Origin of the sequence: Pseudomonas sp. DTU12.1, from assembly GCF_009873475.1 — a bacterium.
Lineage (GTDB): Bacteria > Pseudomonadota > Gammaproteobacteria > Pseudomonadales > Pseudomonadaceae > Aquipseudomonas > Aquipseudomonas proteolytica.
The window spans coordinates 3,951,365-3,966,473 of the sequence record NZ_CP045254.1 but is presented as its reverse complement, the minus strand read 5'-3'; the positions used below and the strand labels follow the sequence as shown (position 1 = coordinate 3,966,473).

Genomic DNA, 15,109 nt, shown 5'->3' with positions numbered 1-15,109 from the left:
GGCATCCTGCCGGGGTGCCCACTGCGCAATACCTGCCTGCGGCCATCGTGGTTTAACGGGGCGCCTAAGATCAAAAGCCAGATCAACAGCAACGCCAGAGCGCGAAGCTGCATTCCCCTGTGGGAGCGGCGGTGCGACGATTCGACTTGCTCGCGAATGCGGTGGGTCAGTGATGGATATATTGACTGATACACCGCATTCGCGAGCAAGCCCGCTCCCACAGGGGTACGCGCACGATTCGACGATCAGGTCGGCTGTCAGGCCGCCTCGCTTTGCTTGTGATTTTGATCTTAGCGCCCCGTTGAACCACGCTGGCCGTCATCCGATATTGATTTGGGGGGTAAACCGGCAGGACGCCGGTTTAGCCGCGCTGGGCCATGGATGGCCCATCGCGGCGGCCCCCCAAATCAATGTCGGATTACGGGCACACCGAGCCTAGGCGAGGTGCCGAGTGGTGGGGCAAGAGCGTTTTGCTTACTTTTGCGCTGTTCAAAAGTGAGCCGCCGTAAGGGCGGAACCCATACCCGCCGCGACCGCGGCAACGGATATGTACACATACTCAGAAGAGCGAGTTGTGTAGATACTCATGGCTATCGCAGGCAAGCCAGCTCCCACACAAGCCAGCTCCCACTGTTGTATCAGGCCGGGTTCTTGTCTTCTTGGCCCAGGCACGCCGCGGCAGTGAACAACACGTCGGTAGACGAGTTGAGCGCGGTTTCCGCCGAATCCTGCAGCACCCCGATAATGAAGCCCACGGCCACCACTTGCATGGCGATTTCACTCGGAATACCGAACAGGCTGCACGCCAGCGGAATCAGCAACAACGACCCCCCAGCCACACCCGACGCGCCACAGGCGCAGATCGCGGCAACCACACTCAACAACACCGCGGTCGGCAGGTCGACGGCGATGCCCAGGGTATGCACGGCAGCCAGGGTCAGCACGGTGATGGTGATGGCGGCGCCGGCCATGTTGATGGTCGCCCCCAGTGGGATCGAAACCGAATAGGTGTCTTCGTGCAGGCCCAGACGCTCGCTCAATGCCAGGTTGACCGGGATGTTGGCCGCCGAACTGCGGGTAAAAAAGGCGGTGATCCCGCTCTCACGCAGGCACAGCAGCACCAGCGGGTAGGGGTTGCGGCGCAGTTTCCAGAACACGATCGCCGGGTTGATCACCAGCGCCACGAACAACATGCAGCCAATCAGCACCAGCAACAGGTGCGCATAGCCCAACAGCGCATCGAAACCAGAGGCAGCCAGGGTCGAGGCCACCAGGCCGAAAATACCCAGCGGCGCGAAACGAATCACCACACGCACGATCAGCGTGACGCCGTTGGACAGGTCGTCCAGGACGGTACGCGTGGTTTCACCAGCATGGCGGATTGCGATGCCCATACCGATGGCCCAGGCCAGGATGCCGATGAAGTTCGCATTCATCAGGGCGCTGACGGGGTTGTCCACCACACTGAGCAGCAGGCTCTGCATCACTTCGCCGATCCCGCCCGGGGCGCTGATGGCGACATCATGGGTCGCGAGGACCAGGTTCGAGGGGAACAGGGTGCTGGCAATCACTGCCACAACCGCCGCAGAAAAGGTGCCCAGCAGATACAGGAACAGGATCGGCCGGATATGGGTTTCCTGGCCATGCTTGTGGTTGGCAATCGAGGCCATCACCAGCACAAACACCAGGATCGGCGCGACGGCCTTGAGCGCCGAGACAAATACCTTGCCGATAAACGCGGTGGACAGGGCTGCACTGGGCGACAGCAGGGCCAGCAGGATGCCTGCGACCAGGCCAATGACAATTTGGGTCACCAGGCTGACGCGCAGCAGGCGTTGAAACAGCGAAGGGGCAGCAGTCATAAAGAGTTGTCTCTAGTTTTTTTAATGTGTGCAGCACTGTGCAAGGCGCGAAGTCTAACATGCCGTAGGACACATCCCATTTGCTGCGGCATTCAGTCGCCAAAGCCGTGCGTGCCCCGGTTACATTCTGTTAACCTTGGCCATCCTCTTCTTACCTCTCTGTCAGCGGGCCCTTGGGCCGACGCTGGCGTCGCCGTTTCTGGAGTTATGCATGTTGTTGCCCATCCTGCTGCTGTCCGCAGCCGGTTTTACGGTGTTGACCACCGAATTTGTCATCGTGGGCCTGTTGCCCTCCATCGCCCGTGACCTGGATGTGAGCGTGTCCCAGGCTGGCTTGCTGGTGACGCTGTTTGCCTTCACCGTGGCGGCGTTCGGGCCGTTCCTTACCGCGTATTTCGCACGCTTCGAGCGCAAGCGCCTGTTTATCAGCATCCTGTTGATGTTCGGCGCGGCCAATACCCTGGCGGCCCTGGCGCCGAATATCTGGGTGATGGCCGTGGCAAGGCTGATTCCGGCCCTCGGGTTGCCGGTGTTCTGGGCCCTGGCCAGTGAAACCGCCGTGGATATTGTCGGGCCGGACTACGCCGGCCGGGCGATTGCCAAGATCGGCTTTGGCATCGTCTGCGCGACGGTCTTCGGGATTCCGGTGGGCACCTTGATCTCTGACATGTTCGGCTGGCGCACTGCCTTTGGCATCCTGGCCGGGGTGGCGCTACTCAAGGCACTGCTGCTGTTGATTTACCTGCCGGCGACCACGGTGAAAAAGGAAACCGTGACGTTGCGCTCGCAGTTCAAGATCCTGCGCAACCCCTTGATGCAGGGCCACGTGTTGCTGTCGATTCTGGTATTTAGCGGCATGTTCACCGCCTATACCTACCTGGCAGACATTCTTGAGCGCCTGGCCGGCTTCGATGGCACGCTGGTGGGCTGGTGCCTGATGGGCTTTGGTGCCGTGGGCCTGATCGGCAATTCGTTGGGCGGGCGCATGGTCGACAAGCACCCGCTGATCGCCTCGATGGTGTTCTGTGGCTTTATGATCGCGGGCATGGTGGCGCTGGTGCCGGCGATCCACTCCACCCTCGGCCTGGCCGCGGCCATGGGCATCTGGGGCGTGACCCAGGCGGCGCTGTTTTTGGTCAGCCATGTGCGGCTGATGAAGGCCGCGCCCCATGCGCCGGCATTCGCGGCGTCGCTGAACATTGCCGGGGCCAACCTGGGCATTGGCCTGGGGGCGATGGTCGGCGGGCATGTGATCGACACCCTCGGCCTGGGCAGCCTGGGGTTCGCGGCGTCGGGCTTTATCCTGCTGTCGATTCTCCTGGCCCTGTGGCTGATGACCGCCAAGACCCGGGTCGCCTGCGCCTAGGTCGGCAACGCGGTAAACAGTTCGCGGCGGGCGCCTTCGGTAATCGCAACGATACCGGGGTGCTTGACCTTGCGCTCCACCGAAATCGCATAGAACGACTCGGTGACTGCATCTGTCTGGCCCACCAGTGCCACGCCGTACTGGCGTAGCACTTCCTCGGCAATCACGCTGGGGGCGATGAAAATCCCGCTGCCGGATTGGCCAAACGCCTGCATCAAGGCACTGTCGTCGAACTCGCCGATGATCTTCGGCTGGATCTTTTGCTCGGCAAACCAGCGCTGCAAACGGCTGCGCACTACGGTTTCCGCGCCGGGAATCAACAGCGGCGCGCCGTGCAGGCACTGTGGGAAATCACCGGGGTGCTGGTCAGCCAATGCCTGGGTGGCGAAAAAACTGATGCCGCATTCCCCCAGTTTCTGGCTGTAGCCCTTGATGTCGAGGTGGCTGGGCATGGGGCTGTCGGAAATTACCAGGTCCAGGCGCTGGATCGCCAGGTCGGCCAACAGCCGCTCCAGTTTGTCTTCACGGCAGGTAATACGCAGCGGCTCGTTCAACTCCATGGTCGGCGCGATCAGCCGGTAGACAATGGACTTGGGCACCACATCCGCCACGCCGACGCGAAACACGATCTGCTGTTCATTGGGCTGGGCGCGCAACATCGCTTCCAGTTCATTGCCGGTCTGGAACATCTGCTCGGCATAGGGCAGGGCCTGGCGCCCGGCCTCGGTCAGTTCCAACTGGCGCCCCACCCGTTGAAACAGGGCAATGCCGAATGTCTGTTCGAGCAGGCTGATTTGCCCACTGATGGTTTGCGGGGTGAGGTTCAGTTGCTCACAGGCGCGCACGATGCTGCCTGTCTTGGCCACCACCCAGAAGTAATGCAGTTGTCGGTAATTGAGCATGGTGGTCGTCAGTTCGTAAAAACCGAAGTATATACGAGAAAAATACGAATTTTACTGAAGTGTTCACCTGCATAGAATGCGTCGCTATCGCGGGGCCACTACTTGGACCCAATGGTTCTAACGAGGAATACATCATGAAACTCAATTCTCTCGGCGCAGCTTCGTTGCTTGCGCTTTCATTGGTGATGATCAGCGGCTGCGATCAGGTCGAGAAAAGCGCGCAGCAGGTCCTGGGCAAAGCCACCGAATCGGCCAAGCAAGCGATCGATGACACCCACAAGGCCGCCGAGCAGGCATTGAGTGAAGCGACGCAAGGCCTGATCAGTCCAGAAAAAAAGGACGATCAGCCCGAGCAAGAGTCTGAATCGAACACCAAAGAAACCTAATTTCCCAGCACAACGTCAGGACTGACCTATGGAATACCTTTTACAACTGGCCGCCAGCCCCACCGCCTGGGTAGCCCTGGCGACCCTGATCGTCATGGAAATCGTGCTGGGCATCGACAACCTGATCTTCATCTCGATCCTCACCAACAAACTGCCGGAACAACACCGGGCCAAGGCACGACGCATCGGCATCAGCATGGCGCTGATCCTGCGCCTGGGCCTGTTGAGCACCATCGCGTTTATCGTGCAACTGACGGCGCCGGTGTTTGAAGTGTTCGGCCAGGCGTTTTCGTGGAAGGACATGATCCTGATCGCCGGTGGCCTGTTCCTGGTGTGGAAGGCGACGACCGAGATCCACCACAGCATGGACCCGGAGCCCGAAGAGAAGGCAAGCGTGGGCAATACTGTGGCTATCGGCTTTGCTGCGGCTATCGGGCAGATCCTTTTGCTCGACCTGGTGTTCTCCATCGACAGCATCATCACCGCCGTCGGCATGACCGAGCATTTGCCGATCATGATCATTGCCGTGGTGACCTCGGTGATCGTGATGCTGGTTGCGGCTGAACCCCTGGCCAAGTTCATCAACGACAACCCGACCGTGGTGATGCTGGCCCTGGGCTTCTTGATCATGATCGGCATGACCTTGATCGCCGAAGGTTTCGGTGCCCATGTGCCTAAAGGCTACGTGTACGCGGCCATGGCGTTCTCGGCTGCCATCGAGTGCTTGAACATCGCGCGGCGCAATCGCCACAAGCGTTTGCTCGCTGCCCGCCAGTAACCGCTCAAACCCAGAAGCCGGCTGTGCTCCAAGAGCCCAGCCGGCTTTTTGCTGTCTGTTAGACTTCGCGCACTTGATAGTTTGAGGTCCACCATGAACGAGCCGATTCGCCTGACCCAGTACAGCCACGGTGCCGGTTGCGGCTGCAAGATTTCGCCGCAGGTGCTGGAAGTGATCCTCGCCGGCAGCGGCGCGCAGAACCTCGACCCCAACCTTTGGGTGGGCAATGCCTCGCGTGACGACGCCGCGGTGTACGCGATCGACGACGAGCGCGGCGTGGTTTCCACCACTGACTTTTTCATGCCTATCGTCGACGATCCCTTCGATTTCGGGCGCATTGCTGCCACCAACGCCATCAGCGATATCTACGCCATGGGTGGCGACCCGTTGATGGCCATTGCCATTCTTGGTTGGCCGGTCAATGTACTGGCCCCGGAAATCGCCCGGGAAGTGATCCGCGGTGGCCGCTCGGTGTGCGACGCGGCCGGCATTCCCCTGGCCGGTGGCCACTCCATCGACGCCCCGGAGCCGATCTTCGGCCTGGCCGTCACCGGGCTGGTGCACAAGCGCCATATGAAGCGCAACGACACCGCCACCGCTGGCTGCCGCTTGTACCTGACCAAACCCCTGGGTATCGGCATCCTCACCACCGCCGAGAAGAAGGGCAAATTGCGCGAAGCCGATATCGGGCTGGCGCGGGACTGGATGTGCACCCTCAACAAACCCGGCAGCCGCTTTGGCAAACTGGCTGGGGTCAGCGCCATGACTGACGTGACCGGTTTCGGCCTGCTCGGGCACCTGGTGGAAATGGCCGACGGCAGCGGTTTGACTGCCCTGATCGACTACGAAAAAGTCCCACGCCTGCCGGGGGTCGAGTACTACCTGGACCAGGGCTGCGTGCCGGGCGGTACGTTGCGCAACTTCGACAGCTATTCGGGCCAGTTGGGCCGTATCAATGAGTTGCATAAGCGTGTGTTGTGCGACCCGCAGACCAGTGGCGGGCTGCTGGTGGCCGTCACGCCAGAGGGCGAAGCCGAGTTTCTTGCGGCAGCGGCCGAACTGGGCTTGAACCTGGCGCCCATTGGCCAGTTGGTCGAGCGACAGAGCAACGCGGTAGAGGTGTCTTGATGCCCAGCGACATCACCGATTACCGCGAGATCTTTCTCAACGACCGTCCGATGATGGATACCCGCGCGCCGGTCGAATTCGTCAAGGGTGCGTTCCCCGGGGTGGTCAATCTACCGTTGATGAACGATGACGAACGCCAGCGGGTGGGCACTTGCTATAAGCAGCAGGGGCAACAGGCGGCGATTGTAATGGGCCATCAGTTGGTGTCCGGGGCGACAAAGGCTGAACGTGTCGAGCAGTGGGCACAGTTCGCGCGGGCCCATCCTGAGGGCTACCTGTATTGCTTTCGCGGCGGCTTGCGCTCGCAGATTGTCCAGCAATGGCTACGCGAGGCGGGTATCGACTATCCGCGGGTCGGTGGTGGCTACAAGGCTATGCGCAGCTTTTTGCTCGATACGGTCGAGCGCGCTACCCGCGAGTGCGACTTCGTCCTGTTGGGCGGCATGACCGGCACTGGGAAAACCGAAGTCCTCGGCCAGTTGCGCAATGCGCTGGATCTGGAAGGACACGCCAATCACCGGGGTTCCAGCTTCGGCAAGCGCGCTACCGCACAGCCCTCCAACATCGATTTCGAGAACCGCCTGGGGGTTGATCTGCTGAAAAAGCGCGACCAGGGTATCGAGCAATTCGTGGTCGAGGATGAAAGCCGCATGATTGGCAGTTGTGCGCTGCCCCTGGCCTTGCACAAAGGCATGCAGGCATTCCCGATGGTGTGGTTGGAAGATAGCCTTGCGGGGCGGGTCGAGCGAATCCTGCGCGATTATGTGGTGGACCTGTGCGCCGAGTTTGTCAGCGTGTTTGGTGAGTCGGGCCAGGAGGTGTTTGCGCAGCGCCTGACCGAGAGCCTGGGCAATATCCACAAGCGCCTTGGGGGCGAACGGTTCCAGCGGTTGCAGGGCATCCTGCAACAGGCCCTGGAAGAACAGGCCCGCAGCGGTTCGGTGGATCTGCATCGTGAGTGGATCGAAGGGTTACTGCGCGAATATTACGACCCGATGTATGCCTTCCAGCGTGAGAAGAAGGGCGCCCGCATCGAATTCGCCGGGGAGCAGGCGGCAGTGCTGGAGTATTTGCGCGAGCGCGGTGCCCGGCGCGGGTGCTGACGACTGTCCCCGTGGCGAGCCCGCTCGCCACAGTAGCCCTTTCAGCAGCATACCTATGCGGCGATGCCCAACCCTACAGCACGACCACCGCCACCAACCCACACACCACACCCATCAACATGGTCAGCCCGGCCACTGTCACCAGCACCCGTGTATCGAAATCCTTGCGCAGCATCAACAGCGACGGCAGGCTCACGCTCGGCAGGGTCATCAACAGGGCCACCGCTGGCCCGGTCCCCAGGCCCAAGGCCATCATGGTCTGCACAATCGGGATTTCCGCCGCGGTGGGAATCACAAACAGGGTGCCGACAATCGCCAGGGGCACCAGCCAAACCAGGCTGTCGGCCATCGCCCCGTCCACATGGGGGAACAGCCATACCCGTGCCGCGCCCAGCAGCAACACCGCCAGGATGTACACCGGGATGGTGCTCCAGAACAACTGCCACAAGGTGCGCAGCCAGCGCGTGAGGAAGGGCTGGCTGTCGGCGCCGCTGACGTTGGCCACGGCCTCCAGCGCCACTTCCGGCACCTGCTCCGGGCGTGCGATGCGTTGGGCGATCAGCGCCACACCGATCACCAACACGATCCCGGCCACCAGCCGCAGTGCGGCAAAGTCCCAGCCCAGGACAAAGCCCATGAACACCAGGGTCGCCGGGTTGAGTACCGGGTTGCCCATCCAGAACGCCAGGGCGGCGCCCACCGACACTTGCTGACGACGCATCCCCGCCGCCACGGGGGCGGCGCAGCAACTGCACATCATGCCCGGCAGGGCGAACAACCCGCCGCGTACCGTGGAACCGAGCCCGGCGCGCCCGAACAGGCGTAACAGCCAGTCCCGTGGAATCAACACTTGCAGCAACGATCCGAGAATCACCGCCAGCACGGCGGCTTTCCAGATTGCCAGGAAATACACCTGGGCATAGGCCAGGGCCGCCGCCAATGGCGAGCCTTGCTGATCGTTGAGGATCGAGTTGCCGATGCTGTGGCTGTCTGCCGCAACGAACGCCTTGAAGTAGTAGGGCGACCACTTCACGTAATACAGGCCGACGCAGGCGACCAACAGGAACAGCGCCGGCTTCCACCAGAAGGACCAGCCGCGTACAGGGCTGGCAGAGGTGAGGTTAGACATGGTCAGGATCCGCAGATAAGTCGATAGCGACGCATCATACGCGGTCCCGCCCCCAGTAGGAGCCGGCTTGCCGGCGATAGCGGTGTGTCACGCGGGACGCAGTCGCCGGTAAGGTCAGCTGTCAGCGTTTACGTGCGTCGCATCCGGGCAGGTCTGCAAGCCGTTATCCAGCCCTTGCTTGTAGTTGCGGCTGAGCAGGCTGGCCTTGCCGTTCTGCCAGGTCAGGGTCAACACGTACAGGGTGTCGAAGTCGCCGCCGGACCAGTCTTCGGTGATGGTGTACTTCTCGCCGACCGCTTCGCTCGCCACCTTGTTGATCAGCTCCGGCAGGTAGCCGTGGGACCAGGCCGTGTAGATGGTGGAGTTGTGGTACTTGTCCTCCATCAGCTCGTCCGCCAGGTCGCTGGTATCGTTGGCCGAAAACTCGATGTTCACCGGCAACCCAAGTTTGATCGCGCTGGGGCTGATGGTCATCAATGGTCGGATGTAGCTGTAGGAATTATCGAATTCGCCTTCCTCGACATTACGCGTCGGGTTGGCCGCGAATACAAAATCGGCGGCGCCGAATTTTTCCGGCAGGACGGTGGCCAGGTTCATCGCGCGGTTGAGGCCCTGGCAATTGAGTTGGCCCAGGCCGCCAGCGGGTTTTTCGCCATGGCGCAGGAACACCAGGGTCTGTACGCCGTTCTTCGGTTCGGCACTGCTTTCGCGGGCTTCGAAGGCCAGCATCAAGGCGCCGCCTACGAAGAACATCGGTAACACGTAATAAGCATATTGTTTAAAACGTTTGCCAAGGCACAAAGGCTTGATTTTCATTAGTTTTCGAGTCTTCAGTGCTTCGGATCAAGACCGCAAGGCCCAGCCACAGCGACGCTCCAAGCATCGTGCGGTTTCCATGAGTGTGGCGGTGTGCCTCCATTCAACCGTTCAAGCGTTTCTAAGAGTGCGCTATAGCGTTTTGGTTCGCTGGGACCCGAGATTAGCGAGCCGATGTTGCGGATTGAAGACCAATGCAGCGTGGCTGCCAGATGGCTATCATGGGTTTTTCTCAGCTTGGGGTATATCGATGATTTCACTCGCGGCGTTTCCGATTATTACCAAATGGCCAGCCCAGCATCCCGAGCGCCTGCAGTTGTACTCGCTGCCCACCCCCAATGGCGTCAAGGTCTCGATCATGCTCGAAGAGCTGGGCCTGGCGTATGAGGCGCATAAAGTCAGCTTTGACACCCAGGACCAGTTCTCGCCCGAGTTCCTGTCGTTGAACCCCAACAACAAGATCCCGGCGATCATCGACCCCAACGGCCCGGGCGGTGAACCGCTGGCGTTGTTCGAGTCGGGGGCGATCCTGATCTACCTGGCGGAGAAAACCGCGCAACTGCTGCCCCAGGCGCCCGCCGCGCGCTACGAAACCCTGCAATGGCTGATGTTCCAGATGGCCGGGATCGGGCCGATGTTCGGCCAGGTGGGGTTCTTTAATAAATTTGCCGGCAAGGCCTACGAAGACAAGCGCCCTCGCGACCGCTATGCCGCTGAAGCCCGGCGCCTGTTGGAGGTTTTGGAAAAACGCCTGCTGGGCCGTAGTTGGATCATGGGCGATGAGTACACCATCGCCGATATCGCGACCTTCCCCTGGATCCGCAACCTGATCGGTTTTTATGAGTCAGGCGATCTGGTGGGCATCAGCGATTTCCCCAATGTACTGCGCGCGCTGGACGGCTTTGTTGCCCGACCGGCGGTGATTCGTGGCCTGAATATTCCGAGCTGACCCATGCCGACCTTCGATTTCAAGCAACTTGATGTATTCAGCAGCGTGGCCCTCAAGGGCAACCCACTGGCCGTGGTGCTGGGCGCCGATTGCCTGAGCGACCAGCAGATGGCGGACTTCGCCCAGTGGACCAACCTCAGCGAGACCACGTTCCTGCTGCAACCGCGCGACCCGCGCGCTGACTACCGGGTGCGTATTTTCACGACCACGCAGGAATTGCCCTTCGCCGGCCATCCGACCCTGGGCAGTTGCCATGCGTGGCTGCAAGCCGGTGGCGTGCCCCGGGGCAGCGAGATTGTCCAGGAGTGCGAGATCGGCCTGGTGCGCATCCGCCGCCAGGGTCAGGAACTGGCGTTCATCGCACCACCCTTGCTGCGCTCAGGGTCGCTGGATGCCGAGCTGTTGGAGCGTGTGCGCGTGGCCCTCAACCTTGAACCCGAGGCGATTGTACGCAGCCAATGGGTCGATAACGGTGCCGGCTGGTTGGCGCTGATGTTGGCGGACCGGCAGGCGGTGCTGGACCTGCAGCCGGACTATTCGAAGCTGCTCGGGTTGGCAGTGGGCGTGGTTGCCCCGTGCGATCCGAGCCGCGACGATGTGGATGCGCAGTTTGAAGTGCGCGGGTTTATTGCCGGCGACGGGGCGCCTGAGGACCCGGCCACCGGCAGCCTGAATGCCGGCGTGGCCCAATGGCTGTTGGGTGAAGGCCTGGCCCCCAGCCAGTACGTGGTCAGCCAGGGCACGGCCATGGGCCGCGCCGGGCGTATTCGGGTGCAGCAGCAAGGGGATGAGATCTGGATTGGCGGCGCCGTCTCGGTGTGTATCGAAGGCAGCCTGAGCCTTTAACGGTTATGGGCCGCCAGCTTGATCCCAAAGCCGAAGGCATATTGTTACGGGAATGGCAAAACACCGTTATGACCACGGTATTTGTGCTCTCGGTCAATCCAGGCATAAGCTTTCGCCCTTAAGCTAGCGGCCTTGCCACGTGCCATGGCCCTTTTTGTAGGAAATTGTAGGAAAACCCATGTCCAGCCAGTTCCCCGAAGCCCGCTCCCGCCGCCTGCGCCGTTCCCCCGAGTTGCGCAGCCTGTTCCAGGAAACCGAATTCACCCTCAACGACCTGGTATTGCCGATCTTCGTCGAAGAAGAAATCGACGATTTCGTGCCCATTACCAGCATGCCCGGTGTGATGCGTATCCCCGAATCGAAACTGGCCAGTGAAATCGAGCGCTTCGCCCGCGCCGGGATCAAGTCGGTGATGACGTTTGGCGTGTCCCATCACCTGGACGCCAGCGGCAGCGACACCTGGAACGAGCGCGGTCTGGTCTCGCGCATGTCGGCGATCTGCAAGGATGCAGTGCCGGAGATGATCGTGATGTCCGACACCTGCTTCTGCGAATACACCGACCATGGCCATTGCGGCGTGATGCACGGCAATGAAGTGGACAACGACCGCACCCTCGCCAACCTGGGCAAGCAAGCCGTAGCGGCAGCCCGCGCCGGCGCCGATGTGATCGCGCCTTCGGCAGCGATGGACGGCCAGGTCCAGGCCATTCGCCGGGCACTCGATGCGGCGGGCTTCACCCATATCCCGATCATGGCGTACTCCACCAAATTCGCCTCGGCCCTGTATGGCCCGTTCCGCGAGGCGGGCGGCAGCGCGCTGAAGGGCGACCGCAAAAGCTACCAGATGAACCCGATGAATCGCCGCGAAGCCGTACGCGAATCCCTGCTCGATGAGCAGGAAGGTGCCGACTCGCTGATGGTCAAGCCGGCCGGTGCGTACCTGGACATCATTCGCGACATCCGCGAAGCCTCGCGCTTGCCCGTGGCGGCGTACCAGGTCAGTGGCGAGTACGCGATGATCAAGTTCGGCGCCCAAGCCGGTGCCATCGACGAAGCCCGTGTGGTGCGCGAGACCCTGGGTTCGATCAAGCGCGCCGGTGCGGACCTGATCTTCACCTACTTTGCGATGGACCTGGCGCTCGCCGGCATCTGATCCCGGCTCCTACATGGGGTGGGGGGTTGTGAGATAGTGGTCAGATCCACCGACTCACAGGACACCCCCCCGCATGCTTTCATCCCGGCTGACTCTCTGCCTGACCACCTTGCTGGTGCTGGCCGGCTGCTCAACCCAACGCAGCCAGCCACTTCCAGAACGCAGTGAAACCGAGGTCAAGGCGCAGATCGTGCGGCTGATGCCGGCCAAGGTGGCGGATCGCGCCGGCTGGGCCCAGGATATCTACACGGCGTTCGACAGCCAGAAGATCTACCCCAGCACCGAGAATATCTGTGCGGTACTGGCGGTGACTGAGCAAGAGTCCACCTATCAGGTCGATCCGCCAGTGCCGAACATGGGCAAGATCGCCCAGGATGAAATCCTCAAGCGTGCGGCCAAGGTGCATGTGCCGGCCGTGCTGGTGCGCACCGCGCTGCAACTGCGTTCGCCCACGGGCAAGTCCTACGCCGACCGGCTGAGTGCTGCGCGTACCGAGAAGGACCTGAGTGGGATCTTTGACGACTTTATCGGCACCGTGCCGTTGGGCCGCACCTTGTTTGGCAGTTTCAACCCGGTGCATACCGCAGGCCCGATGCAGGTGAGCATTGCCTTCGCCGAGAAACAGGCCCGGGATTATCCCTACACCGTAGATGGAAGTATTCGTCGGGAAGTGTTCACCCGGCGTGGTGGGATGTACTTCGGTATTGCCCATTTGCTCGGTTATCCGGTGAGCTACGAGCAGCCGCTGTACCGCTTTGCCGACTTCAATGCTGGTTGGTACGCCAGCCGCAATGCGGCGTTCCAGGCCGCTGTCAGCCGTGCTTCCGGGGCCCGCCTGGCGCTGGATGGCGATTTGATCCGCTACGGTTCGATCATGCCCGGCACCACCGAACTGGCGGTGCGCTCACTGGGCAAGAAGCTGGACATGCGCAACCCGAGCATTCGCAGCCAGTTGGAGCAGGGCGATTGCCTGGACTTTGAAGAGACCACCCTGTACCAGCGGGTCTTTGCCCTGGCCGAGAAAGCCGAAGGCAAGCCCTTGCCACGGGCGATCCTGCCAGGGATTGTGCTCAAGAGCCCGAAGATCACCCGCAACCTCACCACAGCCTGGTTCGCCCAGCGCGTGGATGAGCGGTACCAGCGCTGCATGAAGCGCTAAGGTCAAGGGCGGCGCTTGACCAGCTTGCGCCACAGCCAGACCCACAGCCACAACACCGGGAACGCGAGGATCACGAACGGCAGCACGTAGCTTGAGCGCTCCAGGGCGTCGGCAGTGCCGTCGACCAGGTTGTCGCCCAGGTTGCCGAACATGCGCGCGAAACGTGATTGCTGATGCTCGCCGTCGGATGGGCGGAAGTTCAGGGTCACGCGGTTGGTGTCCAAGCGTCGCTGCTGGCCGGCGGCGATCTGCGCCAGTTCCTGCAGCTCGTTTTCGATGGCGGCTTGTTCCTTGGTGAGGGTGATCAAGTCGCCCACGGTGATGTCCTTGCGCGCGGCCAGCTCATCCAAGCGTTTCTGCTGGGCCTGCAAACGCTCCTGGCGGCGGCGTACATCGGCCACTGCGTCGGCCAGGTCCTCGGCGCTGGTGATGCGCTGGCCCAGCTGCCCGCCCTCGGCCGCCATGCTCACCAACGGCTCGACTCCGCTGGGGGCGATGCGCAACACAATCATGCCGCCGTCGCTGTTTTCTTCGATACGCAGGATGTTGCAGGCGCCGAACTGCGCCGACTCACAGGCTTGGCGCGTGGCCTGCATGCGCGGTGCCAGCAGGGCAACCGGCATCGCCAGGCTCAGCTCGTGTTCATAGGCCAATTGCGCGCCGGCCCGGCCCTGTTCGCCATTGATCTGTGTGGCTTCGGAATACTCCTTGGGCGAACAGCCACCAAGCAGCAAAGCGGCCAAAAACATCAACGCAGTAGATCTGCCTTCCAGATGGCGCATTACGTCTCCTTCAGTGTGCGGGATAAAGTGCGCGGCGATTAAAGCCGGTTTGCCCGGCGAACGCAAAGTGGGCGTGGGCTTATCGGCACAGATTTGCCCGGTTGATCATGCTGGCTGCATCGACCGGCGCGGGTTAAACCTCATGCCTGGTCACAAGGAACATCCACCATGACGGATACCCCTGAAGGTTTTGCCCCCTTATCTCGCAGCAGCCCGCTCCTGGACTTGCTGGGCCCGGTGTATTGCCGCGGCGAGGGCCTGCAGTTGCAACTGGGCCTGCGTGCCGACCACCGCCATGCCAACGGGCGCGGCACAGTGCACGGTGGCGTATTGGCAACCCTGGCGGATGTCGGTATGGGCTATGCCATGGCGTTCTCCAGCGATCCGCCGTTGCCGCTGATCACCGCGAGCATGACCCTCGATTATCTGGGGGCGGTGCAGGTTGGCGATTGGATCGAAGTACGGTTGGAACATCACAAACGCGGACGGCAGATGGCGTTTGCCACGGTCAGCCTGCAGGTGGGGGAAAAGGTCGTAGTGCGAGCCAATGCGGTATTCGCCGTGCCCCAGGCCGCTGCGTAGCTACCCGCAAAGCTGTTACAGCGCCGTTTTATGTACATTGTCGAGTCGTGCGCGTCCCCCTTGTGGCGAGCGGGCTTGCCCCGCGCTGGGGTGCGCAGCAGCCCCAAACCGGTCATTCGTCCTTCATTGGGGCCGCTACGCACCCCAGCGCGGGGCAAGCCCGCTCGC

15 protein-coding genes are annotated in these 15,109 nt (G+C 61.7%); 10 read left to right on the top strand and 5 right to left on the bottom strand.

The window, feature by feature from the left end; genetic code table 11:
- Positions 1 to 638: 638 nt before the first annotated feature.
- Positions 639 to 1,862: a serine/threonine transporter SstT gene (gene sstT / locus GDV60_RS17320; RefSeq protein ID WP_104910460.1), complete on the bottom strand. Its 1,224-nt coding sequence runs from the start codon at positions 1,860 to 1,862 to the stop codon at positions 639 to 641.
- A gap of 211 nt (positions 1,863 to 2,073) precedes the next feature.
- Here sstT and GDV60_RS17315 point away from each other — a divergent pair, with 211 nt between their 5' ends.
- Complete coding sequence (locus tag GDV60_RS17315; protein ID WP_029296615.1) at positions 2,074 to 3,228, top strand: MFS transporter; 1,155 nt, start codon at positions 2,074 to 2,076, stop codon at positions 3,226 to 3,228.
- On the opposite strand, the gene nhaR is transcribed toward GDV60_RS17315, so the two are convergent.
- Positions 3,225 to 4,130 carry a transcriptional activator NhaR gene (nhaR, locus tag GDV60_RS17310; RefSeq protein WP_029296613.1) on the bottom strand — a complete coding sequence of 302 codons (906 nt, stop codon included), beginning with the start codon at positions 4,128 to 4,130 and terminating at the stop codon, positions 3,225 to 3,227. The genes GDV60_RS17315 and nhaR overlap by 4 nt on opposite strands.
- A 134-nt stretch (positions 4,131 to 4,264) precedes the next feature.
- Here nhaR and GDV60_RS17305 point away from each other — a divergent pair, with 134 nt between their 5' ends.
- From GDV60_RS17305 to mnmH, 4 genes are all read left to right on the top strand, one after another.
- Entirely contained in the window at positions 4,265 to 4,516 is a 252-nt protein-coding gene (locus GDV60_RS17305) for a hypothetical protein (protein WP_029296611.1), read from the top strand.
- Positions 4,517 to 4,544: 28 nt separating this feature from the next.
- Positions 4,545 to 5,294 carry a TerC family protein gene (locus tag GDV60_RS17300; protein ID WP_029296609.1) on the top strand — a complete coding sequence of 250 codons (750 nt, stop codon included), beginning with the start codon at positions 4,545 to 4,547 and terminating at the stop codon, positions 5,292 to 5,294.
- 93 nt (positions 5,295 to 5,387) lie between these two features.
- The gene (gene selD, locus GDV60_RS17295) at positions 5,388 to 6,422 is read left to right on the top strand and encodes a selenide, water dikinase SelD (protein WP_070995680.1); all 1,035 of its coding nucleotides are present in this window, start codon (positions 5,388 to 5,390) and stop codon (positions 6,420 to 6,422) included.
- Positions 6,422 to 7,525, top strand: coding sequence for a tRNA 2-selenouridine(34) synthase MnmH (gene mnmH, locus GDV60_RS17290; RefSeq protein ID WP_159908221.1), 1,104 nt, complete (start codon positions 6,422 to 6,424; stop codon positions 7,523 to 7,525). Before selD ends, mnmH begins: the two co-directional genes overlap by 1 nt.
- A gap of 73 nt (positions 7,526 to 7,598) precedes the next feature.
- On the opposite strand, the gene GDV60_RS17285 is transcribed toward mnmH, so the two are convergent.
- Positions 7,599 to 8,654, bottom strand: coding sequence for a permease (locus tag GDV60_RS17285; RefSeq protein ID WP_029296602.1), 1,056 nt, complete (start codon positions 8,652 to 8,654; stop codon positions 7,599 to 7,601).
- 114 nt (positions 8,655 to 8,768) lie between these two features.
- On the bottom strand, positions 8,769 to 9,470 hold the full coding sequence (locus GDV60_RS17280; RefSeq protein WP_029296600.1) for a hypothetical protein: 702 nt from the start codon (positions 9,468 to 9,470) through the stop codon (positions 8,769 to 8,771).
- A gap of 250 nt (positions 9,471 to 9,720) precedes the next feature.
- Between GDV60_RS17280 and GDV60_RS17275 the strand changes: the two genes are divergently transcribed.
- The 4 genes from GDV60_RS17275 (at position 9,721) to GDV60_RS17260 (ending at position 13,577) form a co-directional block, all read left to right on the top strand.
- Entirely contained in the window at positions 9,721 to 10,419 is a 699-nt protein-coding gene (locus GDV60_RS17275; protein WP_029296598.1) for a glutathione S-transferase N-terminal domain-containing protein, read from the top strand.
- Positions 10,420 to 10,422: 3 nt separating this feature from the next.
- Positions 10,423 to 11,265, top strand: coding sequence for a PhzF family phenazine biosynthesis protein (locus GDV60_RS17270; protein WP_159908220.1), 843 nt, complete (start codon positions 10,423 to 10,425; stop codon positions 11,263 to 11,265).
- A 178-nt stretch (positions 11,266 to 11,443) separates the two neighbouring features.
- Positions 11,444 to 12,418 carry a porphobilinogen synthase gene (gene hemB / locus GDV60_RS17265; RefSeq protein ID WP_029296595.1) on the top strand — a complete coding sequence of 325 codons (975 nt, stop codon included), beginning with the start codon at positions 11,444 to 11,446 and terminating at the stop codon, positions 12,416 to 12,418.
- A gap of 73 nt (positions 12,419 to 12,491) precedes the next feature.
- Positions 12,492 to 13,577, top strand: coding sequence for a DUF1615 domain-containing protein (locus GDV60_RS17260; RefSeq protein WP_159908219.1), 1,086 nt, complete (start codon positions 12,492 to 12,494; stop codon positions 13,575 to 13,577).
- 2 nt (positions 13,578 to 13,579) lie between these two features.
- Here GDV60_RS17260 and GDV60_RS17255 read toward each other — a convergent pair whose 3' ends face one another.
- On the bottom strand, positions 13,580 to 14,359 hold the full coding sequence (locus GDV60_RS17255) for a DUF4349 domain-containing protein (RefSeq protein ID WP_029296591.1): 780 nt from the start codon (positions 14,357 to 14,359) through the stop codon (positions 13,580 to 13,582).
- A 168-nt stretch (positions 14,360 to 14,527) separates the two neighbouring features.
- Here GDV60_RS17255 and GDV60_RS17250 point away from each other — a divergent pair, with 168 nt between their 5' ends.
- On the top strand, positions 14,528 to 14,941 hold the full coding sequence (locus tag GDV60_RS17250) for a PaaI family thioesterase (RefSeq protein WP_133715882.1): 414 nt from the start codon (positions 14,528 to 14,530) through the stop codon (positions 14,939 to 14,941).
- The last annotated feature ends 168 nt before the right edge of the window (positions 14,942 to 15,109 follow it).